The following is a 22,927-nucleotide window of genomic DNA, read 5'->3' on the forward strand; positions in this document are numbered from 1 at the left end:
TACAGCCTAGTCAAAACTGGCTTTGTTGCCACTCAAGTTTTACGTGTAGCTATCCAACTGTGTCACAATCTTATTCAACTCGAATAGATTCAGAATTTTTGTCGATATGCTACTTGAATTCTCTCTTTGGTATTATAAGAGAATTTGTTACACTCCCATGCTTTTAGTTTAGATTTTGAAGTTTTGACTAACAATTCTTTTAATCTCTAGCTTCTATTACTCTTTTTAGAAGCTCTTCTTTTGTAAATATTTGAGATATTTTTTGACTAGATACACCATTTGATAGTGTTATGCTTAGTCCTTTGTTTTCTAAATATTGTACATTTTTTATTATAGCTTTTACTCTACTTTTAAATTCATCAAAAATATAAATTTTTCTTCCTACAAAAAGTTCATACAAACTAGGTTCTTTGTAAACTCCTACTAACTCTTTATTTGAATATAGATATTTCCAAATTTTAATCTCTTGTTCATAACTTAGAAAATATTGAGTGTAGTCTGAAAAAACTCTATTTCCTTTTATATAAAAGTTTGTTTCAGGGAAAAAATTTGGTACGCAGTTGCATAAAAACATATCTTTTTGTTGTTCATTTATCTTTGAAATACAAAAATATTTAAACTTCTTTAATTTATCTAAATAAAGAATAGTTTGAGAATTTTGATTTTCTAGTATTGCAAAAATATCAAAAAGTTCTTCAAAATCCCCTTTATTTGAAGCCAATATTTCAAGAACTTTTATACTTAAGTTAGAATTTTCCAAGCTACTTTTTGGAATTTTATACATTTTTAGATTTGAATTTTTTAAATCAACTATATTTATACTATTTTTTATTTGATTAAGAAGATATATTTTATTTTCACTATTTTTTTCTACAATAAAAATATTGTTACTATCAACTTGAAGAGTTTTGTATTTTGCCAAAATCTGTTTTTTAAAATCAGTTATTTTTTCTTCCATCATAGTGTATGAAAAGTTGTGATTTTTTAAAAATTCAGTTATTTCAAATAAATTATCAAAACTTATTTCGCTACTATTTGAATACTCTTTTTTTGTGCTATTAAACTCTAAATCCAAACCAATAAGATAGTTTTTGTGTCTATATAGCTCTTTTTGGTCTTTAATTACAATTTTTTTTAAAATCATTTTTTACCTTTTGTTTGATAATTCATAAATAAATGCAAAAATTTCTGCAACAGCTTTGTACATAGAAGTTGGTATCTCTTTGTCTATATCTATTTTAGACAATAATTCAACCAAATCTTCATCTTTTTTGATAGGAATTTTGTTATCTTGTGCAATTTTTATTATATTATTTGCTGTTTCACCTTTTCCTTTTGCGGTTATTTTTGGAGCATTATTTGCACTTTTATCATATTGTAAAGCTACTGCTTTTTGTACTTTTTGATTATCTTCTTGCATCTATTATGCCTTTATATCTATTTTTGAACTAGATATAAAATCGTTGTTGTAGTTATTTTGATAAACATTTGTTGGTTTTTGCTCTTGTGTTTCACTCTCTTCTTTCATATCAAGAAGTTTTATATTCATAGGAATAATATTTGCTTCATTTAGAGCTAATTTTAATTTTTGTAAATTATCTCTTAATGCTACTTTAAAATGTTCTCTTTGAGCATATATTGTCATATCAATCTTATTTTCATCATACATAGAAAGCATTAAATCTATTTTTCCAAAATCTTTTAATGTAAGTTTAATTTGGCAAAAAAACTTATCTTCATCTTTTTGTTTAATCTCAACTGAGCCATCTTCTAACATCTCCCAAAAAAATGGAATATACACAAAATTAGAGTTTGAAACAAGAGAAGTTAGTTGTTGCATATCGATTTGACTTAGAAGATTGTTTATTGTTTTTAAACTATCTTGTGACTTTATATCTGCTTTTTGTGCAACTTCATCTTCCATTTTAAGAAGTATTGATTTGAAATCATTATCAAGCTTTTGATTATCTTTTGGCTTATCCAACTGATTATTTGTATATTCTTGAATAATATTTTCTACTTTTTTTATCAAAGAGTTTATCTGATTTTGTATCTCTGTGCTTTTTGGATTAATTGCTTGTAAGCTCTCTTTTAATGCAGTTAAAAGTGGGTTTAAGTTTGTAGCAAAATTATTTGAAAAATTTGAGATATTTGTATTTTGTACACTATTTAAAATAGCTTCACTTTTTGAAAATAGATCTGGTAGTGAGATTAGTTTATCAATCAAAGGTAAAATATTTTTATTTTGTACTATATTTTGATTTTGTGTTAAATCTTGTTTTATTTGAGTTAAAAGCTCTTTTACTTGATTATTAATCAAGGATTTAATATTTGTATTTTCTATATTTATATCTTCAGTTTGTGATGTTTGTGTCTGTATTAATGTTTTTGGTACTAAATTTTCAGTTTTTGATTCTATTATTGAGCCATTTTGTATAAAATTTTTTAATTCATTTGCAAGATTATTTAGAGTTTGTGTTTGATTTGGATTTAAAGAAGTGCTTAAATTTTGTAAAGAGCTTACTAATGTTTTAAGATTATTTAATACCTCACTACTTTTTATAGAACTATCTTTTGGTATGTTTTTTAAAATATTATCAATTATTTGGTTGCTATTTTTTGCTTCTGGTGTATCTATAGTTTTTATAAGATTTGAGATATTTTGTAAAAGAGTTTCTAGTTTTGCATTTGGATTTGAAGATAGCTTATTTTCTAAGAAAATACCACTATTTTTTATCTGTTCTTTTAAATTATCAGCAGTTACATCTTTTATATTTTTTAAAAAATTCTCCAAAAGTGGTTTGAATTTTTGAAGCGATTCATCATCTTTTATATTTTCTAACAAAGATGATAAATTTGAAGATATAGTTCCTAAATCTTTAAAAGAAGTTGAGTTTTTTAATATATTTTCTAAGCTACTATTTGATTTTGTACCATCTTTGATTGAGTTTAAAACCTCTTTTAAAATAGAACTAGCAGCTGCATTTGTTGAGCTTGAAGAATTTTGGCTATCTTGTTTTAAAAGATTATTTAGAGTTTTATTATCTGCTTCTTTTAAAGCATCATTTAAAACTCTATTATTATTTGCTAAGAGTATATTTAGTGCTGATCCATTTGAAATTAACATTTTAGACCATAGTATAATATATTTTTATAGAGTAGATTTTATCTACTCCATAAAAGAGATGCTTTTGAAAAACTCTCTATATTTTGTATCTTTTTCATCTCTAGCTTTCATAGCAGCTCTTGGATGTTCATTTAACTGCCCTGTTATCATATATGGAATGCTATATCCCCAGTCAAGTTTTTTCTCTAAATCAACTATATAGTTTTCTATAAACTCTAAAACAGGCATTTGCTTATATTTTGGATTTTTTAAAAATCCTAAAAGAAGTTCAAGTGGACAGTTTCCAGCTCCTCTTCCCAGACCTGAAACTGTAACATCTAGAAAACTTGCTCCATAAATCATAGCTTCTAAAGTATTTGCATATGCAAGTTGAAGATTGTTGTGTGCATGAATTCCTACTTTTTTACCAGATTTTTGAGCAAAACTTAGGTATTTTTCTGTTAATTTTCGTATTTGCTCAGGATAAAAAGAACCAAAACTATCAGCTATATAAATTACATCAACATTTGTTTTAGAAAGTTGTTCTAAAACTTCATCTAGCTCATCATCAAATGATTTTGAAATAGCCATTATATTTACAGTTGTTTCATAACCTTTTGCATGTGCATCTTCTATTAGTTCAATTGCTGCTGGAATTTGGTGAATATATGTCGCAATTCTAATCATATCAACAACACTTTGCTCTTTTGGTATAAGTTCTTCTTTTAAACTTCTTCCAATGTCACTCATAACAGCAATTTTTAGATTTGTATTATTTTCCCCTACAATTCTTCTTATATCTTCTTCTTTACAAAAATTCCAAGGTCCATACTCATCTTCACTCATTAAAGTTGGAGATACATTTTTACCAATTTCCATATAATCAACACCACTAGCAACACACATTTCATAGTGAGCTTTTACAAACTCATCGCTAAAATGGAAGTTATTTACAAGTCCACCATCTCTAATAGTACAATCAAAAACTTTTAAATCTTCTCTAACTGAAAGTATAGTTCCTTTTTTCTCTAGCATTGTCTCTTTTCCTTAATTTTTTTAGTTTTAAATATTAGCTAAATGTAACAAAAAATTTTATTAATACTATTTTATTTTTAAAACTTCCTCTATATTTTCGTACTTAAAGCTTTTATACTCAATAGATTTTTGTTTTATTGCATTTATTGCCATTCTATCTGCTAGTTCATTTCCCTCAACTCCACTATGACCTTTTACATATTCTAGATTTACTTTTGATTTTAGTTTTTCAAAAAGCTCATGTGATTTTATTATTAAAGGAAGATTTTTTATCTCTCCACCTTTCTTACTCCAGCCATTTTTTTTCCATGAATATGCCCATGTTGAGATACAATCTATTGCATATTTTGAGTCTGTAAAAATTGATATTGTATTATTACTGTTTGTCTCATTTGCTATTTGTAAAGCTTTGTATAAAGCATTTAACTCAGCTATATTGTTTGTTCCAGTCTCAATAAAATCACCATATAGCAAAACTGGATTTTTGTCATCAAAATAAATTGCTATTCCGCTTCCTGCATTTCCAGGATTACCACTACAAGCTCCATCACAATATATTTTTAAAATATTATTTGATATTGAGATATTGTCATTCACATTTTTATATACATTTGCTTTTATTTTGTTGTGTTCTAGTACTAAATGATAGTTTGAAATTATTTGCTCTTGAGATTTTAAATCATTAATGCCTCTTAGAAGCATTAGTAAATTTGAGTCATTTTTTGAAATTTCTTTTCCTAAAATTTCATTTTCATAATTTTTTTCAGAGCTAAAATCTATTTTTAATATATCAAGCTGTTTTTTATTTAAATCACCATTGTAATAAATTTTGTTTAAAAATTCTTTGTCTATTTTCATATTACTTTTACTTATAATTAATTTTTTTCAATTGAAGATTGTACAAAAATAGGGCTTTATTGTTGTTGTAAATTAACCAAAAATAGCCAAATTTATGCTACAGTTACGCAAAAATTTAGGATTTTAAATGATTTCAAAACTATCTATAAAACAAAAGCTAATTGCAATTATGCTTATTCCATTGGTTATTGTAATTTTGCTAGCAGCAAAATTAGCTTATGACTCATACAGAAGCTTGGAAAACCTTAAATCATTAGATAAAGTTGTTATTTTATCTACAAAAATTGGTGCACTGGTTCATGAAACTCAAAAAGAGAGAGGTATGACAGCTGGATTTATTGGAAGTAAAGGTATTAAGTTTAAAGATGAGTTACCAAGACAAAGAGAAGAGGTAAACAAACAAATAACTTTTTTAAATGAATTTTTATCAGATTTTGATAAATCAAAATATAATGATGATTTTGTAAAAAATCTAAATAGTGGTTTAGAAAAATTAAAAGATTTACAAGCTGTAAGAAGTAGTGTAAATAATTTGAATATTGCAGCACCTATTGCAATAGCTTATTATACAGATACAAATACTCTTTTACTTAATACTTTAGGAACTATTGTAAAGTTTTCAAATAGCCCAAATGTTACAAAAGAGTTGGGAAGTTATATGAACTTTTTACTTGCAAAAGAGAGAACAGGAATAGAAAGAGCAGTTGGTACAAATACTTTTGCACAAAATAAGTTTACAGAAGGATTAAAAGCTAGATTTTATACTCTTATAGCTGAACAAACTGCATATATGGATATTTTTTCAAAAATTGCTTCAAAAGATATGGTAGATTTTTACTTAAAAACAGTTGTTGGAAAAGATATAGAAGAAGTTGAAAAGATGCGAAATATAGCACTTTTTAGTAATATTGAAGAGAATTTTGGAGTAGATCCAAACTATTGGTTTGAAACAATTACAAACAAGATAAATCTTTTGAAGCAAGTTGAAGATCATATTTCTACTCATCTTCTAAATGAGATTAATTTAGAAAAAGATGAAGCAACTTTTCATCTAATACTTTTTTCACTATTAAGCATATTTGGTATTGGTATTACTATGATTTTGGCAAGAACAATTGCATTTACAATTTTAATAGATGTTGCTAGTGTAAGATCTGGAATAGAAGAGTTTTTTGCTTTTATTAATTTTGAAAAAGATGATATTAAATTAATTGGTGTTGATTCAACAGATGAGTTAGGGATGATGTCTAAAATTATAAATAAAAATATTGCAAACACTAAAGCAAATATTCAAAGAGATAGAGAATTAATAGCAGATACAATAAGAGTTGCAAATAGTATTAATAAAGGGCATTTAGACCAAAAAATTATGGTTAATTCAAATAATCCTGCATTAAATGAACTAAAAAATATTATAAATGAGATGTTAAATACGCTAAACGGTAATATTTCAAATATTTTAAATGTTTTAACTTCATATTCAAAACTAGATTTTAGACCAAAACTAAAAGATAATGACCTTGAAGGAATTATTAAAGAGTTGGAAAAAGATATAAATATTTTAAGAGATGTTATTACTCAAACTCTACTTGATAACAAAAAAGTTGGGTTTACTTTAAAAGATAATGCAAATAGTCTAAGTTTTAATATGCAAAGTATATCAACAGCTGCAAATTCACAAGCTGCATCTTTAGAAGAGACAGCTGCATCTTTAGAAGAGATAACATCAAATATCACAAATAACACACAAACAACTACAAAAATGGCAAGTTATGGTGAAAAAGTAAAAGAGTCAATAAAAATAGGACAAGATTTAGCAAATAAAACTGTTAGTTCTATGGAAGACATAAACAAACAAGCATTGGCTATAAATGAAGCTATTGGAGTAATTGATCAAATAGCATTCCAAACAAATATTTTAAGTCTAAATGCAGCTGTAGAAGCTGCAACTGCAGGAGAAGCTGGAAAAGGTTTTGCAGTTGTTGCTGGAGAAGTTAGAAATCTAGCAAGCAGAAGTGCTGAAGCTGCAAATGAGATAAAAAGAATAGTACAGTTAGCTACAAGCAAAACAAAAGAGGGTAGCCAAATTGCAAATAGTATGATAGAAGGATACACATCTTTAAATGAGAATATATCTATAACTTTAGATTTAATACAAAATGTAACAACAGCTAGTAAAGAGCAATCAGTTGGAATGGTGCAAATAAATGATGCTGTAAATAACCTTGATCAAATTACTCAAAGAAATGCACAAAGTGCATCTGAAGCAAATGAAATTGCAAAACAAACACTAGAAATATCAAATGAGATTATAGAACAACTAAACTCTAAAGAGTTTGATGGAAAGTAAGAAATAATAAGAGTTATATTTATGGAATATAACTCTCTTTATTGTTTATAAATTTTGTAGTATAAAAAAGCTCTCTTAAAAATAAAATTAGTGAAACTACTAAAGAACTCATAGCCAAAATAAATAGAATCGCTATTAAAAAAGTATGTTCAAAATGAAAAAATGAACTTAAAAATATTGTGATAATAACCAAAGCAATTAAAAGACCTGTTGTTGTTCCAAAAAATATTGCTCGATTTGTATTATTCATTCTCATAGTTAAAAAATTTCTTCTAGATTTTATCATATCTTTTAATTCATCATCTATTTTATTTTGCTCTTTTTTTTCACTCTCAAATTTATCTAATTTATCAACTTTATCAATAATTCTAACTAATCTTCCTGTAAAAACATTTAGAAGTCCAGCAACACCTGCTAATAAAAAAACAGGTGCAACAGAGAGTTGAATCATACTTGATATTGAATTTATCTCATTTAGAGTTATCACTATTTTGCTTCTTCTATTATTTTTAAAAGCCCTTCTTGTGTTTTTTGTGCAAGTTCTATTAAATCAGGATTTATATCATCTACTAATTGAACTAGAGAGTTTAAAGTGATATTTGTCTCTCCATCTTGAGTATAAACTGCAATTTTGCAAGGCATAATACAAGCTAAACTAATATCTTCATTTAAAAAAGTTTCAGCAACATTTGGATTGCAAATATCAATTACTTGACACTGTGCATCTAATTTTTTACCCTTTGAGCTTAAAGTCTCTTTTATATTGTGTATGTGTTGAACTCCAAAACCATGATTTGGTGCTAGCTCTTTTATGCTATCAACTACTTCTTGAACTGTTTTGTTTGATATTTCTATATATTGCATTTTTTTTCCCTTTTATATATTTTTGTTGATTGTAGCAAATTAATTTTTATAAAAACATATTCTTTGCAATTTATGAATCAAAATCAAAAAATTGTGATATAATCTCACAATTTCGGCATACTTCGGTCTATGCCTGACTTCGTTTATGTAGATTTTCTACAACTCATTTAAACTCAAATTATTCAACCTAGATCGTAACTTAAGCTAATAACTTTTGTAGGTTTATAAAACAAAAGGTACTTATGTCATTTTTAAACTTAGGATTATGCACAGAACTTCTTCGTGCAATTAAAGAAGAGGGTTATACAACTCCAACTCCTATTCAAACACAGTCAATTCCAGTTATATTAGCAAAAAAAGATGTTTTAGCAGCTGCTCAAACAGGAACTGGAAAAACAGCTGGTTTTACACTTCCATTATTGGAAATTTTAAATCAAAACCATTCAAAAGATAAGAAAACTCAAGTTAGAGCACTTATTTTAACTCCTACAAGAGAATTAGCTTCTCAAGTTGGTGCTAGTGTTGAGGCTTATGGAAAATATCTTCCATTTAAATCTGCGATTATTTTTGGAGGAGTTGGAATAAATCCTCAAAAAGCAATTTTGAAAAAAGGCGTTGATATTATTACAGCAACTCCTGGAAGACTACTTGATTTGGTTTCTCAAGATTGTTTAGATTTATCAAAAGTAGAGTTTTTGGTTTTAGATGAAGCTGATAGAATGCTTGATATGGGATTTATTCACGATATTAAAAAGATATTATCAATTATGCCAAAACAAAGACAAAATCTACTTTTTTCAGCTACTTTTTCAACAGAAATTAAAAAATTAGCAGATGGATTGTTAAATTCTCCAATTTTAATAGAGGCTTCAAAAGCAAATAGCACTTCACATAAAGTTGAACAAACAGTTCATCATGTTGATAAAGAGAGAAAAAAAGAGCTTTTAATTCATCTTTTAAATAAAAATAGTTGGAAACAAGTTTTAGTTTTTACAAGAACAAAACATGGTGCAAATAAACTAAGTGAAGCTTTAATAAAAGATAAAATAACTTCAGCTGCAATTCATGGAAATAAATCTCAAGGTGCAAGAACAAAAGCTTTGGATGATTTCAAAGCTGGAAGCGTAAGAGTTTTGGTAGCAACTGATATAGCAGCAAGGGGAATTGATATAGACCAACTTCCACATGTGATAAATTTTGAGTTACCAAATGTTCCTGAGGACTATGTTCATAGAATTGGAAGAACTGGACGGGCTGGAAATAGTGGAGATGCTATATCTTTGGTTTGCATTGATGAGGATGATTATTTGTTTGGAATTGAGAAATTAATTAAACAAAAGATAAATAAAATAGCAATTGAAGGATTTAAAGTAAATCCAAATATAAAAGCAGAACCTATTTCAAATGGCAGAAACAGAGCAAACAATGGTGGAAATAGATCAACACAAAGTAGAGCTTCTAAAACAGAAGATAAAACATCTAGTTCAAAAAGAACTTTTGGTAGAAATAAAGATGAAGAAAAATCATTTTCAAGTGCAAAACCAAGAGGAAATAGTAATAGATTTGCTTCAAAAAGAGGTGAAACTTCAAGTAGTAGCTCAAGAAATAGAAGAGTAAGCTCAAGCTTAAAAAGTAAATAAACTCAAATTTAAAGTAAGATATCTCAAAATATCTTACTTGCTTCATAAAATTAATATTCAATTCATAGCCATATAGATATACTTTTTTCTTTAAAAATATTGTAAAAATAGAAAGAATTTATAAATGAAAAAATTAAAACTACAAAATCTTGATTGTGCAAACTGTGCTTTAAAAATAGAGAAAACTTTAAATAATATGCCACAACTATCAAATGTGCGACTTAATTTCTCAACTTCAACTTTGACATTTGAGCAAAATACAAATAAAGATTTAACTTTTATAATAGAAAAAAAGATTCAAAAAATAGAAAAAGAGGTAATTATTGTAAAACAAGATAATAAAAGTAAAAAAACATTTTGGCAAAACTTAGATAAAAAGCTTTTACTTATTACTTTAGTTTCTTTATTTTTGACATATATTTCTTATAACTATATAGAAAATAGACAAATACAAATAGCGGTTTTTGTTCTAGCATATATGATTGTTGCTTGGGATGTTTTATATAAGGCATTTAAAAATATTGTTGCTGGAAAAGTTTTTGATGAGTATTTTTTAATGTCAATTGCAACAATTGGAGCTATTGCTCTTTTTGATTTTGTTGAAGCAATTGCTGTTATGATTTTTTATCAAGTTGGTGAGATGTTTCAAAGAGTTGCTGTAAATAATTCAAGAGATAGTATAAATGCACTTATTGATATAAAACCTGAATTTGCATTTGTAAAAGAGGGTGAAAGTGTTGTTCAAAAAACTCCCCAAGAGTTAAACTTAGATGATATTATTTTAGTAAAAGTAGGTGAAAAAGTTCCAGTTGATGCTATTTTACTTGAAAACTCTTGCTTTTTTGATACAAGTGCAATAACAGGAGAGTTTAAACCAAAAGCTCTAAAAGAGGGTGAAGAGGTTTTAAGTGGATATATAAATGTTTCAAATGCTGTTTATTTAAAAGTAAAATCACTTTACAAAGACTCAACAATTGCAAAAGTAATTGAACTCATTGAAAATGCAAGTTTGAAAAAAGCAAATGCTGAAAAGTTTATTACAAAATTTGCTTCAGTTTATACTCCCATAGTTGTTGTATTAGCTCTGTTTTTAGCATTTTTACCACCACTTTTTATCCAAGATGCTTTGTATACTGATTGGATTGAAAGAGCTTTGGTTTTTTTAGTAATTTCTTGTCCTTGTGCTTTGCTTGTGTCGGTTCCTCTATCATATTTTAGTGCTATTGGTGCTGTTTCAAAAAAAGGTGTATTGGTAAAAGGTGCAAACTATATAGAAAAATTAACTGAAATAGAGAATTTTGTTTTTGATAAAACAGGAACTTTGACAAAAGGGGTTTTTGAAGTTACAAAAATAGAAGCCTTTGATATAAGCAAAGATGAGCTTCTAAGGGTTGTTGCAATAGTTGAGAGCTTTTCAAATCATCCAATAGCAAAAGCTATTGTAAAAGAGTTTAAAGAGGAGTTAAATCTAAAAGAGCTTAGTTTTAGCGAAGAGTTTAGCGGTTTGGGTATAAAAGCTATTGTAAATGAAAAAGAGATTTTAGTAGGAAACAAAAAACTTCTTGAAAAATTTGGTGTAGAAATTTTGCAAAATTTAAATGAGAGTTTAAATGTTGTTTATATCTCAATAAACTCAAAATTTGCTGGATATATTGTTGTAAGTGATGTTATAAAAAGTGAAGTAAAAGAGTTTTTAGAAGAGTTGAAAAAACTAAAGATATCAAAAACTTATATGCTAACAGGTGATAAAAAAGAACAAGCTATGCAAGTAGCAAATAGCATTGGAATAGATGAGGTAAGATATGAACTTTTACCAGAAGATAAACTCAAAATCTATGAAGAGATAAAAAATAAAACAGGAAAAACAGTTGCATTTGTAGGAGATGGAATAAATGATTCCCCAACACTTGCAAGCTCAGATATAGGCTTTGCTATGGGTGGTATTGGAAGTGATTTGGCTATAAAATCTGCTGATGTTATAGTTTTAAATGATAATTTAAATGCAATAAGCGATGCAATTAAAATAGCTAAAAAAACAAAAGTGATTGTGTATCAAAATATTATTTTCATAATGCTTGTAAAAATTGGCTTTTTATTTTTAGGTGCAGGTGCTGTTATTGGAATGAAAGAAGCAATTTTCGCAGATGTGGGAGTAGCTTTAATAGCTATATTTAACTCTATGAGAATTTTAAAAGATATTAAAAAATAGGAAAATATTTTGAATTATGAGATAAAAAATAATTTTATAAAAGTAAAAATCAAATCTTTTGGAGCTGAATTAAATAGTTTACAAAAAATAGACAATGATTTTGAATATATTTGGCAAGCAAATCCACAATATTGGGCAAGACACTCACCTGTTCTTTTTCCAATAGTTGGAAGATTAAAAAATGATAGCTATTTTTATAAAGGTAAAAAATATACTCTTTCTCAACATGGTTTTGCTAGAGATAAAGAGTTTGAAGTAGTTGTACAAGATGATGACTTTATAGAATTTAGATTAAAAAATGATGAAAAAACTTTGGAAATTTATCCATTTTTATTTGAGTTAAATATCTCTTATAAATTAGAGAAAACAAAACTAATAATTTCTTATATAGTTAAAAACGCAAGTGAAGATAAACTCTATTTTTCTATTGGAGCTCATCCTGCTTTTAATATTTCAAATGGTGATTTTTTAGAATTTGAAAATACTACAACTTCCACAAGATATTTTTTAAATGACAAAGGTTTGATTTATAAAAATGAGAAATTAAATTTTTTAGAAAGTAAACTTATTTTGGATGAAGAAATATTTAAAAATGATGCTTTAGTTTTTAATGATGAAAATATAAAATCTATTAATCTAAGAGATAAAAACAACAATAAAATTTTAAAAGTAGAATTCAAAGATTTTCCATATTTAGGAGTTTGGTCAAAACAAAATCTTGCACCATTTGTTTGTATTGAACCTTGGTTTGGTGTTGCTGATGAGGAGAATTCAAATCAAAATATAGAAGATAAAAGAGAAATTCAAGTTTTAAAAAAAGATGAAGTTTTTTCTTGTTTTTATAGTATTGAAGTTTGAAAAAACTATTTTAAAAATTCTTTGAAATAGTGTTTTATAGCTATTTTTATATCTGTTTGTTTGATTTTCTCTTTTCTTAAACTCTTGATTCTTAAAATAAAAATATATCTCTCTATTAGGTTTAAGTCTTGAATTTTTTGATAAATACTAAGTACAAACTCACTATTCTCTTTTAGCTCTTTTGCCGTTTGCTCTATATAAATTGTGTGCAGTTTTTCTATATCTTCAACAAAATTTTCCAAACTAAGATTTAAAATAAATAAAATATCATCTTCACTAAAACTGCTTTTTATAGTTTTTGAATATTTCTCTAAAACAATATTTACATCTCTTAAATCATCATTTTTCCCATCTGAATTTAAAAGTAAACTATAAAGATTTGGTTTTGTAGTTTTCCAGTTGTGTAGAGTTGTTCTTGTTACTTCATATTTTTCTAATATATCTTTTATTTTTAACATTCAACTATTTCCTAAAATATTTTTTTAGCATTGTAAATGTTTCACTATTAGACAATAAATTAATATTTTAAGAATATTTATCCATTTATTAAACAATTATATATTAGAATCAAATCTTTGAAAAAATATTCAACAAATGGACATAAAATAAAAATATTTTTAATTATATGTTCTATTATTAAACATTAGGGGAAACAAGAATTGCTATTTAACTCATATGAATTCATATTTTTATTCTTACCAATAACTTTTATACTCTATTTTTATCTATTAAGCCAAAGATTAATCCTTGGTGCAAAGATATTTTTAGTAATTGCAAGTTTGTTTTTCTATGGATATTGGAATTTCTCTTATGTTCCTTTAATACTATTATCTATATTTGTAAACTATAGCGTAGGATTAAGTCTAGTAAATCATGAGAAGATAAAAGTAAATAGTAAAACAATTTTAACCTTTGGTATATTGTTTAATGTAGGATTACTAGGATACTTTAAATATACAGATTTTTTACTTGATAACTTTAATGGTATTTTTGGCTCTAATATTCCACTTCCTCATATTATTCTTCCTTTGGGTATTAGCTTCTTTACATTTACTCAAATAGCATTTTTAGTTGATGCATATAAAAAAGAAGCAAAAGAGTATAGCCTTGTAAATTATATGCTGTTTGTAACATATTTTCCACATTTGCTTGCAGGTCCAATTTTACATCATAAAGAGATGATGCCACAATTTGCAAGTAAGTATAACTGGGTTAAAAATTATAGAAATATAGCATTAGGTCTTTTTATATTCTCTATTGGATTGTTTAAAAAAGTAGTAATTGCAGATACATTTGCAGTATGGGCAACAGCTGGATTTGACACAGCAACAACTTTAAATCTAATAGAAGCTTGGGCTACAAGTCTAAGTTATACTTTCCAACTATACTTTGATTTTAGTGGTTATACAGATATGGCTATTGGAATATCTTTGATGTTTAATATAAAACTTCCTATAAACTTTAACTCTCCATATAAAGCTTTAAGTATTCAAGACTTCTGGAGAAGATGGCATATGACACTATCTAGATTTTTAAGAGATTATATTTATATTCCTCTTGGTGGAAATAGAAAAGGTGAATTTAGAACTTATACAAACCTAATAGCAACTTTTTTAATAGGTGGACTTTGGCATGGAGCTGGATGGACATTTATAGTGTGGGGACTTCTTCATGGTATTGCACTAGCAATTCATAGAGCATGGCAAAGCCTAGGATTTAAAATGAATAAAATCCTAGCTTGGTTTATTACTTTTAACTTTATAAATATAACATGGATATTTTTTAGAGCAAAAGATTTTGAGAGTGCAATTAAGGTTTTAAAAGGGATGTTTGGGTTTAGTGGTTTACAGCTACATCCAATTTTTGCTAGTAAATTAGCATTTTTGGAAAAATATGGAGTTGTTTTTAATCCATTTGACACAATACAATTACCGTTAAGTGAAACACCATTATTCATTTTAGTATTTATTTTAGTTTTATTTTTCAAAAATTCTATGGAAAAATGGAAAGAATTTAAACTAAATTACCAAACTCTCTTTTTGGCATTTTTCTGTTTTTGTATGGGTATTTTATCTTTAAATAAAGTATCTGAATTTTTATATTTTAATTTTTAAGGATAATTTATGAAAAGTACAAAATGGATTAAAATATTTTTTGGATTATCTTTATTTGGAGCTTTATTTATTGGTGGAGTTAATTATATTGTTGATCCTTATGGAATTTATAAAACAAATATTTTTTTAAATAAACCAGAACAAGATAAAAATATAAGATTAGCAAAAGTTGTAAAAGTTGAAGAGATAAAACCAGTTTCGATATCTTTGGGAACTTCAAGAACAGAGTATGGATATGATCCAAATCATCAATATTTTTCTAAACCATCTTATAATCTAGCTGTAAGTGCTGCTAGTTTATATGAAAATAGATTATATCTTGAACACGCAATTAAGCAAGACAGTTTAAAAGAAGTTTTACTTGTAGCTGATTGGAGAATGCTTAATGACCCAAAAATGAGAAAATCAGATGATTTTGAAGACTCTTTTAATATTAAAAATAACTATAAACAGTTATTTAGTATAGATTTATTTAAAAGTAGTTTTAAAACTATTTTAAATCAAAAAACTAAAAATTCATATTTAGAAAATGGACAAAGAGATTGGAATTTTAATCAAGAAAATATTGATAAGCAGGGTGGACATATTGAAGTTATGAATAAAGATGAAGAAAAATATTATCAAAAATCAGATTTTAAATATAATTCAAATATCTATCAAGATACAAAAAAAGATAGCTTTGAAGATTTTAGAAAAATATTAGAGCTTTGTTATGAAAATGGTATAAAACTAGATATTATTTTTGGACCTTCACATATTAGGCAATGGGAAGCTTTCGATTATTATCAAAATATCGAAACTTGGTATAAGTGGAAAAAAGATGTTGTTTTATTTATAGAAAAAATTGCAAATGAACAAGAAAAAAATCCTTATAAAGTTATTGATTTTTCAGTTTATCATGAACTTACAGCTGAAACTGTACCAACAGATGCAAAAGAGAAAATGAAATATCACTGGGAAGCAAGTCATTATAAAAAAGAGTTAGGAGATATTGTCCTTGATAGACTTTTAGATATTTCACCATATGAAGATTTTGGAGTGGAGTTAAATAGCCAAAATATAGATAATCATATTCAAAAATTAAGAGATGATAGAGTTAAATTTATAAATACCGAAGCTTATAGAAAAGAGGTTTTTAGTTCTAAACCCTAAAATTTTTATTTCATTTTGCAATATTTCTTTATATTTTTAAGTTTATTGGCTAATATAATCCAAAACATATTAGAGGTACAAAATGAAATCAAATGAAGCTATAAAAATATTTGAAGATAAAAAAGTACGAACTCTTTGGGATGAAGAGAGTGAAAAATGGTATATCTCAATAGTTGATGTTATAGAGATTTTGACTGAAAGTAAAGATTTTCAAACAGCTAGAAAATATTGGAATAAGTTAAAACAAAGATTAAAAGAAGAAGGAAATGAAACGGTGACAAATTGTCACCAGTTGAAAATGAAAGCAAGTGATGGAAAAATGAGGTTTACAGATGTTGCGAATACAGAGCAACTATTTCGCCTTATTCAATCTATCCCATCCCCAAAAGCAGAGCCTTTTAAACTTTGGTTAGCAAAAGTAGCAAAAGAGCGATTAGATGAGATGAGCGACCCTGAACTAAGCATTGATAGAGCTTTGAAACAGTATTTAGAGCTTGGATATAGTCAAAACTGGATAAACCAAAGATTAAAAAGTATTGAAATACGAAAAGAGCTTACAGATGAGTGGCAAAGAGTTGGAGTCAAACAAGGCGGTGAGTTTGCAACACTTACTGATATTATTACAAAAACATGGGCAGATAAAACTACAAAAGAGTATAAAATTTTAAAGGGTCTTAAAAAAGAGAATTTAAGAGATAATATGACAAATACAGAACTTATCTTAAATATGTTAGCAGAAGCTTCAACAAAAGATATAAGTGAAGCTATAAATCCATCAAATTTAGAAGAGAGTAAACTTGTTGCAAAGCATGGTGGAAATGTTGCCAAAGTTGCACGAGCTGAACTTGAAGCAAAAACAGGAAAAAAAGTTATAACAAATCAAAATGCAAAAAAGATTGTAGAAGATAAAAAGTAAAATAATTATAAAGCCAAACTATAAAGAGAAATTACTTTCTCTTTATAGCTTTTGCGTTTGGTAAATCTGTGATAGTTCCTTCATAAATCTCAGCAGCCATACCAATAGATTCATGTAGTGTTGGGTGTGCGTGAATTGTAAGTGCGATATCCTCTGCATCACAATCCATCTCAAGAGCTAGTGAAATTTCACCTAAAAGCTCCCCAGCATTTTCTCCAACAATTGCTCCACCAATAAGCTGGTTTGTATCTTTATTGAAAATTAGTTTTGTAAGCCCTGTATTTGAAACATCACTTGCAAGTGCTCTTCCACTTGCACTCCAAGGAAATGAGCTAACTTCATAGTTAATACCAGCTTTTTTAGCCTCAATTTCAGTCATACCAGCCCATGCAATTTCTGGGAATGTATATGCAATAGATGGTATTTGTTTTGGTTCAAAGAATACTTTATGCCCAGCAATAACTTCAGCTGCCACATGACCTTCATGTACAGCTTTGTGTGCAAGCATAGGTTGTCCAATAATATCTCCAATAGCAAATATATGTGGCACTTTTGTTCTTAGTTGTGAATCAACTTTGATTAATCCTTGCTCATCTACTTCAACATTTGTATTTTCAAGTCCTAGTTTATTTCCATTTGCACTTCTTCCAAGAGCTACTAAAACTGCATCATATAAGATTCCCTCTTTAGGTGCATTTTCACCTTTGAACTCTACATAAATTCCATCTTGTTTTGGAATAATACTTTGAGTTTGAGTTTTGCTCATGATATTAAATCTATCTTTATTTGCTTTTGTATAAAGTTTTATCAAATCAGCATCAGTTCCAGTCATAAGTTGCTCTCCACGAATAGCAACATCAACTTTACTTCCCAAAGTTGAGTAAACTGTACCCATCTCAAGACCAATAATTCCACCACCAAGGATTAAAAGTTTTTTTGGAACTTCTTTTACCTCTAAAGCATCTGTTGAATCCCAAATTCTTGGGTCTTCATGTGGAATAAATGACATTTTTGAACTTTGACTTCCAGCTGCAATAATACAACTATCAAAACTTACTTTTGTCTTTTCTCCATTTGTAAGAGTTACTTCAACACTATGCTCATCTAAAAACTTTGCATAACCTTGAATATGTTGAACTTTTCTCATTTTAGCCATTGCATCTAAACCACCAGTTAGTTTTTTTACAACTCCACTTTTATAATCTGCAACTTTTTGTATATCTATTTTTGGCTCTTCATAAAATATACCAGCATTTTTTATATGTTTTGCTTCTTCAACAACTTTTGCAACATGAAGTAGGGCTTTTGAAGGAATACATCCTACATTTAAACAAACTCCACCTAAAGTTGAGTATCTTTCAACTATTACAGTATCAAGACCTAAATCAGCACATCTAAAAGCAGCTGAATAACCACCAGGTCCAGCACCTATAACTAAAACTTGAGTTTTTATTTCTTGCATAAATAACTCCTTATAGACTTAACAATCTAATATCGCTTAATATTTGCGATAAAATTGTTGTAAATCTAGCACCATCTGCACCATCTATAACTTTGTGATCATATGACAAACTTAAAGGTAAAATCAATCTTGGTTTAAATTTTTTACCATTAAACACTGGTTTAATAGAAGATTTAGAAACTCCTAAAATTGCAACTTCAGGAGAGTTTATAATTGGTGTAAAGTATGTTCCACCAATTCCACCTAGACTTGAAATTGTAAAACAACCACCACTCATATCATTTGAAGTTAATTTTCCTTCTCTTGCTTTTTGTGATAGTTGTGCTAATTCAATTGCAATCTCTTTGAAACCTTTTTTATCTACATCTTTAATAACAGGAACTAAAAGTCCATTTGGAGTATCAACTGCAACTCCAATATTAAAGTACTCTTTCATAATTAGCTCTTGTCCATTGCTACTTAAACTTGAGTTGAATTTTGGATGAAGTTTTAAAGCTTTTTCAACTGCTTTTATTATAAATACAAGAGGTGAAAGTTTGAAATCTTTTGCTTTCTCATTTTGCTCTTTTCTGAACTCTTCAAGCTTTGTAATATCAGCTTCATCAAATTGTGTAACATGAGGAGCTGATAAATAGTTTTTATGTAAAAATGGTCCTGAAACTTTTTGAACACGACTAAGCTCAACTCTAGTTACTTTTCCAAATAAAGAAAAATCAATCTCTTTTGACTCAGGAAGACTAAATCCAAATCCAATGCTTGAAGAAGATGCAGGTTTATTAAGTTGCTCTTTTACATAAGCTTTTATATCTTCTGCTAAAATTCTTCCTTTTTTTGCACTTCCTTTTACAAAACCTAAATCAACTCCAAACTCTCTTGCAATTTTTCTTACACTTGGACTTGCATATACTTTTGTAGCTTTTTTAGATAATACTTTGCTCTCTTCTTCAATATCTGCATTTCTAGCAGCTACTTCTTGTAAAGTTGGCTTAGAACTGCTCTCTTTTTCAATAGTTGTAGGAGTAGAGCTTGCAGCAAAAGTTGGAGTTGGAACTTTGTTTTCTATAACAACAGTTTTAATAACTTTTGCTATTAAATCTCCACTATTTATTTTTTGACCTTTTTGGACACAAACTTCAATCACTTCTCCACCAAAAGGTGCTGGAACATCCATAGAAGCTTTTTCAGTCTCTAAAGTGATGATACTGTAATCTTTTACAATAATATCTCCAACATGAATCATAACATCAATTAAATCAACATCTTTTTCAGCACCTAAATCAGGAACTCTTACCTCTTCAAGAACAGATTGAATAGATTGCTCTTTTACAAATTGAGTTTGAGTTACAACTTCTTCTTTTGGTTCATTAGCTTGATTACTATTTGTTTGAGCTTCATTTGTTACTTCAACTTCATCCGTTGATTCAACTTTAGCAATTAAGTCTCCACTATTTACCTTATCTCCAACTTTTACTAAAATCTCAACAATTTTACCTTTATATGGAGTTGGAACATCCATAGAAGCTTTTTCAGTTTCAAGAGTGATTAAACCATCTTCAATCTCAACAATATCGCCAACTTTTATCATAACATCAATTAAATCAACATCTTTGTCAGCACCTAAATCTGGAATAAAAACATCATATATTTTTGCCATTTTTTACTCCTTACGCATTTCTAGGATTGATTTTATTTGTATCAATCGCATATTTATTTTTAGCTTCAAGAGCCACTTTTTTATCTATTTTTCCATTTATTGCTAACTCTGCTAATGTTGTATAAACTATAAAGTTTGTATCAACTTCAAAGAATTTTCTTAAATTTTCTCTACTATCACTTCTTCCAAAACCATCTGTTCCTAAAGCTTTGAAAGTTCCTTTGATATAAGGTCTTAACTGCTCAGAATATGCTTTCATATAGTCAGTTGCACTTATAACTATGCTATCTTTATCGCTTCCTAAAACTTTTTCTATATATGGAGTTTTAGCAGTTGCATCAAGATTTAATAAATTTTCTCTTTCTATATCTTGGGCTTCTCTTGTTAATTCATTGTAAGAAGTTACAGAGTAGATATCAACTTTTATATCATACTCTTTTGATAAAATTTCTGCTGCTTTCATAGCTTCTTGGAATATAGAACCTGAACCTAGTAGTTTAACTTTGAAGTCATTTTTTGCTTCAAAAGTTTTTACTTTATAAATTCCTTTTATAATTCCTTCTTGAGAATTTTCTGGCATTGCAGGTTGTGCATAGTTTTCATTTAATGTTGTAATATAGTAGAAAATATCTTCTTGATTTTCTCCATACATTCTTTGTATTCCATTTTGAACAATAACAGCAACTTCATATCCATATGTTGGATCATAAGTAATACAATTTGGAATAGTATTTGCTAAAATATGAGAGTGTCCATCTTCGTGTTGTAAACCTTCTCCGTTTAGTGTTGTTCTTCCACTTGTTCCACCTACTAGGAATCCTCTTGCTTTTTGATCACCAGCTGCCCAACATAAATCTCCAGTTCGCTGAAATCCAAACATTGAGTAGAATATATAAAATGGAATCATTGGATAATTATTTACAGAATAAGATGTTGCAGCTGCAATCCATGAACTCATAGCTCCAAGCTCATTTATTCCTTCTTGTAAAACTTGACCTTTTATATCTTCTTTATAAAATGCAACTTGGTCTTTATCTTGTGGAATATACTTTTGTCCAGCACTTGAATAAATTCCAAATTGTCTAAACATACCTTCCATTCCAAATGTTCTAGCTTCGTCAGGAACTATTGGAACAATATTTTTTCCTATTTGTTTATCTTTTAATAAAGCATTTAAAACTCTTACAAATGCCATAGTTGTAGATATTTCTCTATCTCCACTACCTGCAATTATACTTTCAAATTCGCTTAAACCTGGAATTTCAAGTTTATTTGAAAACTTCTCTCTTCTTTGTGGCACAAATCCACCAAGAGCTGCTCTTTTTTCTTTTAAGTATTGAACTTCTGGTGAGTTTTCATCTGGTTTGTAGTATGAATAAGATTCAACTTCTTCATCTTTTATTGGTAAATCAAATCTATCTCTAAATGCTTTTAGTTGATTTATATCTACTTTTTTAACACCGTGAGCAATATTCATACCCTCAGCTGCACTTCCCATACCGTAACCTTTTACAGTTTTTGCCAAAATAACAGAAGGTCTTCCTTTTGTTTCATTTGCTTTTTTATAAGCTGCATAAACTTTAACAGGGTCATGTCCACCTCTGTTTAATTTCCAAATATCATTGTCACTTAGGTTTTCAACAAGTTTTGCAGTTTCTGGGAATTTATTAAAGAAATTCTCTCTAGTATATGCTCCACCTTTTTGTTTAAAGTTTTGATACTCTCCATCAACTGTTTGCTCCATTAGTTCAAGAAGTTTTCCAGATGTATCTTTTTCAAGTAAACTATCCCATAATCCACCCCAAATAACTTTGATTACTTCCCAACCAGCTCCTCTAAATTCGCCTTCAAGTTCTTGAATAATTTTTCCATTTCCTCTTACTGGACCATCAAGTCTTTGTAGGTTACAGTTTATTACGAAAATTAAATTATCTAACTCTTCTCTAGCAGCCATTCCAATAGCACCTAAAGATTCAGGTTCATCAGTTTCACCATCTCCTAAAAAGCAGTAAACTTTTTGTCCACTACAATCTTTAATTCCTCTATTTGTAAGGTATTTTAAAAATCTTGCTTGATAAATTGCTTGTAAAGGTCCTAATCCCATAGAAACTGTTGGGAATTGCCAATATGTAGGCATTAGTTTTGGGTGTGGATATGAAGATAATCCATCTGCAAAAGCTTCTTGTCTGAAGTTATCCATCTGCTCTTGAGTAAATCTTCCTTCTAGAAAACTTCTAGCATAAATACCAGGACTTATATGTCCTTGAAAAAATATTAAATCTCCACCATCTTTTTCATTTGGTGCTTTAAAGAAGTGATTAAAAGCTACATCATAAAGTGTTGCTGATGATTGAAACGATGCAATATGACCACCAAGTTCAAGTTGCTTATTTGAAGCTCTTTGAACCATAATTTGTGCATTCCATCTAATAATAGATCTTATTTTTCTTTCCAAATCCATATTTGCAGGAATTTTAGGTTCTTCCTCTTTTGGAATAGAGTTTATATAAGCAGTTGTTGCACTATAAGGTAAGTGTGCACCACTTCTTCTTGATTTATCTATTAATTTTTCTAGTAAAAAATGAGCTCTTTGTACTCCTTCTTCATCTATAACAGCCTCTAAAGCTTCCATCCACTCTTTTGTTTCTAGTGGATTAACATCTTCTAATTGTATTTTTGGCATGAATATCCTTTATAAAAGTTTTCTTA

Annotated in this window: 18 protein-coding genes; 7 read left to right on the forward strand and 11 right to left on the reverse strand. The window is 28.0% G+C overall.

Annotated elements, in window-relative coordinates:
• Nucleotides 1–199: 199 nt before the first annotated feature.
• From CJ670_RS09715 to CJ670_RS09735, 5 genes are all read right to left on the reverse strand, one after another.
• Nucleotides 200–1,144 carry a hypothetical protein gene (locus tag CJ670_RS09715; RefSeq protein WP_105939813.1) on the reverse strand — a complete coding sequence of 315 codons (945 nt, stop codon included), beginning with the start codon at nucleotides 1,142–1,144 and terminating at the stop codon, nucleotides 200–202.
• A gap of 3 nt (nucleotides 1,145–1,147) precedes the next feature.
• On the reverse strand, nucleotides 1,148–1,420 hold the full coding sequence (locus CJ670_RS09720; protein WP_105912110.1) for an EscU/YscU/HrcU family type III secretion system export apparatus switch protein: 273 nt from the start codon (nucleotides 1,418–1,420) through the stop codon (nucleotides 1,148–1,150).
• A gap of 3 nt (nucleotides 1,421–1,423) precedes the next feature.
• Nucleotides 1,424–3,127 carry a flagellar hook-length control protein FliK gene (fliK, locus tag CJ670_RS09725; protein ID WP_105939814.1) on the reverse strand — a complete coding sequence of 568 codons (1,704 nt, stop codon included), beginning with the start codon at nucleotides 3,125–3,127 and terminating at the stop codon, nucleotides 1,424–1,426.
• A gap of 42 nt (nucleotides 3,128–3,169) precedes the next feature.
• A complete protein-coding gene (locus CJ670_RS09730) occupies nucleotides 3,170–4,141 on the reverse strand; it encodes an aldolase catalytic domain-containing protein (RefSeq protein ID WP_105939815.1) in 972 nt (323 codons plus the stop codon).
• Nucleotides 4,142–4,207: 66 nt separating this feature from the next.
• On the reverse strand, nucleotides 4,208–4,999 hold the full coding sequence (locus tag CJ670_RS09735) for a ribonuclease H family protein (RefSeq protein WP_105939816.1): 792 nt from the start codon (nucleotides 4,997–4,999) through the stop codon (nucleotides 4,208–4,210).
• Between the two features lie 127 nt (nucleotides 5,000–5,126).
• On the opposite strand from CJ670_RS09735, the gene CJ670_RS09740 reads away from it, so the two are divergent.
• The gene (locus tag CJ670_RS09740; protein WP_105939817.1) at nucleotides 5,127–7,349 is read left to right on the forward strand and encodes a methyl-accepting chemotaxis protein; all 2,223 of its coding nucleotides are present in this window, start codon (nucleotides 5,127–5,129) and stop codon (nucleotides 7,347–7,349) included.
• A 19-nt stretch (nucleotides 7,350–7,368) separates the two neighbouring features.
• Here CJ670_RS09740 and CJ670_RS09745 read toward each other — a convergent pair whose 3' ends face one another.
• A complete protein-coding gene (locus tag CJ670_RS09745) occupies nucleotides 7,369–7,836 on the reverse strand; it encodes a DUF2721 domain-containing protein (protein ID WP_228154242.1) in 468 nt (155 codons plus the stop codon).
• Nucleotides 7,836–8,213 (reverse strand): DUF302 domain-containing protein, encoded by a 378-nt coding sequence (locus CJ670_RS09750; protein ID WP_105912841.1) that lies wholly within the window; start codon nucleotides 8,211–8,213, stop codon nucleotides 7,836–7,838. The genes CJ670_RS09745 and CJ670_RS09750 overlap by 1 nt, the downstream gene beginning before the upstream one ends.
• Before the next feature lie 242 nt (nucleotides 8,214–8,455).
• Here CJ670_RS09750 and CJ670_RS09755 point away from each other — a divergent pair, with 242 nt between their 5' ends.
• From CJ670_RS09755 to CJ670_RS09765, 3 genes are all read left to right on the forward strand, one after another.
• A complete protein-coding gene (locus CJ670_RS09755) occupies nucleotides 8,456–9,853 on the forward strand; it encodes a DEAD/DEAH box helicase (protein ID WP_105912104.1) in 1,398 nt (465 codons plus the stop codon).
• A 124-nt stretch (nucleotides 9,854–9,977) separates the two neighbouring features.
• Nucleotides 9,978–12,062, forward strand: a complete 2,085-nt coding sequence (locus CJ670_RS09760) for a heavy metal translocating P-type ATPase (RefSeq protein ID WP_105939819.1) — start codon at nucleotides 9,978–9,980, stop codon at nucleotides 12,060–12,062.
• A gap of 9 nt (nucleotides 12,063–12,071) precedes the next feature.
• A complete protein-coding gene (locus tag CJ670_RS09765) occupies nucleotides 12,072–12,920 on the forward strand; it encodes an aldose 1-epimerase family protein (RefSeq protein ID WP_105939820.1) in 849 nt (282 codons plus the stop codon).
• 5 nt (nucleotides 12,921–12,925) lie between these two features.
• On the opposite strand, the gene CJ670_RS09770 is transcribed toward CJ670_RS09765, so the two are convergent.
• On the reverse strand, nucleotides 12,926–13,378 hold the full coding sequence (locus CJ670_RS09770) for a hypothetical protein (protein WP_105939821.1): 453 nt from the start codon (nucleotides 13,376–13,378) through the stop codon (nucleotides 12,926–12,928).
• A 201-nt stretch (nucleotides 13,379–13,579) separates the two neighbouring features.
• On the opposite strand from CJ670_RS09770, the gene CJ670_RS09775 reads away from it, so the two are divergent.
• The 3 genes from CJ670_RS09775 to CJ670_RS09785 all read left to right on the forward strand — a co-directional run bounded on the left by CJ670_RS09775 (nucleotide 13,580) and on the right by CJ670_RS09785 (nucleotide 17,102).
• Complete coding sequence (locus CJ670_RS09775; protein ID WP_105939822.1) at nucleotides 13,580–15,034, forward strand: MBOAT family O-acyltransferase; 1,455 nt, start codon at nucleotides 13,580–13,582, stop codon at nucleotides 15,032–15,034.
• 9 nt (nucleotides 15,035–15,043) lie between these two features.
• On the forward strand, nucleotides 15,044–16,186 hold the full coding sequence (locus CJ670_RS09780; RefSeq protein WP_105939823.1) for a hypothetical protein: 1,143 nt from the start codon (nucleotides 15,044–15,046) through the stop codon (nucleotides 16,184–16,186).
• Between the two features lie 82 nt (nucleotides 16,187–16,268).
• Complete coding sequence (locus CJ670_RS09785; protein ID WP_105939824.1) at nucleotides 16,269–17,102, forward strand: BRO-N domain-containing protein; 834 nt, start codon at nucleotides 16,269–16,271, stop codon at nucleotides 17,100–17,102.
• 31 nt (nucleotides 17,103–17,133) lie between these two features.
• Here CJ670_RS09785 and lpdA read toward each other — a convergent pair whose 3' ends face one another.
• Genes lpdA through aceE form a run of 3 tightly spaced genes read right to left on the reverse strand, consistent with a single transcriptional unit; the run spans nucleotide 17,134 to nucleotide 22,901 of the window.
• Nucleotides 17,134–18,564, reverse strand: coding sequence for a dihydrolipoyl dehydrogenase (gene lpdA, locus CJ670_RS09790; protein ID WP_105939825.1), 1,431 nt, complete (start codon nucleotides 18,562–18,564; stop codon nucleotides 17,134–17,136).
• Nucleotides 18,565–18,574: 10 nt separating this feature from the next.
• Nucleotides 18,575–20,218, reverse strand: a complete 1,644-nt coding sequence (locus CJ670_RS09795) for a dihydrolipoyllysine-residue acetyltransferase (protein WP_105939826.1) — start codon at nucleotides 20,216–20,218, stop codon at nucleotides 18,575–18,577.
• A 10-nt stretch (nucleotides 20,219–20,228) separates the two neighbouring features.
• The gene (gene aceE, locus CJ670_RS09800) at nucleotides 20,229–22,901 is read right to left on the reverse strand and encodes a pyruvate dehydrogenase (acetyl-transferring), homodimeric type (RefSeq protein WP_105939827.1); all 2,673 of its coding nucleotides are present in this window, start codon (nucleotides 22,899–22,901) and stop codon (nucleotides 20,229–20,231) included.
• Nucleotides 22,902–22,927: the final 26 nt, after the last annotated feature.

Source organism: Arcobacter cryaerophilus gv. crypticus, from assembly GCF_002993025.1.
Lineage (GTDB): Bacteria > Campylobacterota > Campylobacteria > Campylobacterales > Arcobacteraceae > Aliarcobacter > Aliarcobacter cryaerophilus_B.